The organism is Moorena sp. SIO3I6 (assembly GCF_010672095.1).
In genome coordinates, this window is the sequence record NZ_JAAHHU010000908.1 from 1 (window position 1) to 1,974 (window position 1,974).

At 39.7% G+C, this 1,974-nt stretch carries 2 protein-coding genes; one reads left to right on the plus strand and one right to left on the minus strand.

Annotation, left to right across the window (positions count from 1 at the left end; all coding sequences use genetic code 11):
- Positions 1-123 precede the first annotated feature (123 nt).
- Entirely contained in the window at positions 124-495 is a 372-nt protein-coding gene (locus F6K49_RS44280) for a hypothetical protein (protein WP_293108279.1), read from the plus strand.
- A gap of 590 nt (positions 496-1,085) precedes the next feature.
- Here the strand turns inward: F6K49_RS44280 and F6K49_RS44285 are convergent.
- Positions 1,086-1,974 (minus strand): patatin-like phospholipase family protein (locus F6K49_RS44285; RefSeq protein ID WP_293108282.1); only part of this gene is annotated, 889 nt, incomplete at its 5' end.

Genomic DNA, 1,974 nt, shown 5'->3' on the forward strand with positions numbered 1-1,974 from the left:
ATGCTAGCAAAAGGCAAAAGGCATGCTAGCAATAGATGTAGGGTGGGCAGTGCTTATTAAAACCATTGTGAGGGTTTAAATTGTTATGATGCACTGCCCACCAGACCAGCAAATAGATGTAGGGTGGGCAGTGCTTATCAAACCAATTGTGAGCTTTTCAATGGCTATGATGCACTGCCCACCAGACCAGCAATAGATGTAGGGTGGGCAGTATATATTAAGGCAAAAGGCATGCTAGCAAAAGGCAAAAGGCATGCTAGCAATAGATGTAGGGTGGGCAGTGCTGATCAAACCAATTGTCAGCTTTTGAATTGGTATGATGCACTGCCCACCAGACCAGCCATAGATGTAGCGTGGGCAGTGCTTATTAAGGCAAAAGGCATGCTAGCAAAAGGCAATAGATGTAGGGTGGGCAGTGCTTACCAAAACCATTGTCAGCTTTTCCATGGGTATGATGCACTGCCCACCGGAGGACTAATTGTCTTAAAAATATAGAAAATAACTCATATTTTCTAGTTGATTTGAGGTCGGTGGGCAGTGGTTCTCAACTCTATTACAACCTGATAGTATCCGTCTTATCCACTGCCCACCCTACGATTAATTTTCTTACTTGCCCTTGGGCAGTTCGCCCAGCGTCGGGCTTTGCCCGAATCGGAAAACGTAAGGAATCAGGGATCAGCTGATCCCTGATTCCTTACCAAAACTAGAGGGTTTAAAGGTTAAATCTTGGCTTTAGACCCCTCTAAGTTGTAACCAGCTGTCTTGACGGGGTTGTCTCTGCGTTAGAGTCTTCTAAATCTTCTTTTTACTTTTTGTGATCAGGAGGATGATTGTAAATAAACTTGTCAATTGCATCCCGAACGGCAATATCCTTGTCATTATCAGCGTTTTTATAATCAACTGTTCCGTATTCTAAATAGCACTCAGCAGCAAATTTTAGTTCTTTAAAAGCTTCATAGTTGTCAATATTTTCATTAACTTTTTCCTTTTTTTTATCCCTAATATTCTCAAAAAATAGATTATATTGATGAATGTATTTATTAATTTTTTTTAAAAGGCTTCCATAGTTTTATAAAACAATTTTTTTATTTCATATACGTGTTTATTTCGAAATTTAAACGCAAATATTTTTGCCTGCCTATGCCTCTAAACATGCGTAAAGCAATATGCTCTGAATTTTCCGCATCAGGGTCTAAAAACATATCCGGTAGATGGCTTGCCCAACCCAATTGTCCCCATTTATTTACCTCATCATATGTATAAGGACGAGTTGTTGTACCAGTGCCAATGGAGAGAACAGCAATGTCGTCTATTTTAGTTTTATTTTGCTTTCCCTCATCTTTCATCGATATAGCATGGGCGATTGCAGCTAACACTGGGTTATTAGCTGATACCCCACCATCGATATGGGGGCGATATTTTTTCTTAGGATTTTCTTCATCAGGTTTGTATAGGAGTTGGTAAGGTGGAAAAAACGTTGGTGCTGAAGCTGAAGCGGTACAGATTTGCCAAAGTGGAATATCATTCTCAATGTACCATCCACTTGGATCGTTATTCCCAAACCACGTTGTGTTTCGGGTGAAAACGTCATAACTGAGGATTAAGAGTTGTAAGTCCTTGATGTCTCTCATTGTCAAAGGTTTACGCGAGTCCGGATCAACCAAATTTCTTTTCAAAACATTAGCCAATCCTTGCTCTTCCGACTTATCTGGAAACTCGTGGGGATATAATACACCACGCCCAAAAAGTTTACTTAACTCCCGCAATTTTCGCATATAACGTGTACTCTTAATAAAGATATTTTTTCCCTCTTTATTATAGAGCTTAATTAGTTCCCCCGCAGTCATCTTACAGGCAATTCCCGCCGCCAAAATTGATCCAGTGGATGTTCCGGAAATTAAGTCAAAATATTCATGTAATTCCTGACCATATTTCTCTTTTATTGTTTTTTCTATCTCTTGGAGAATTCTTGCG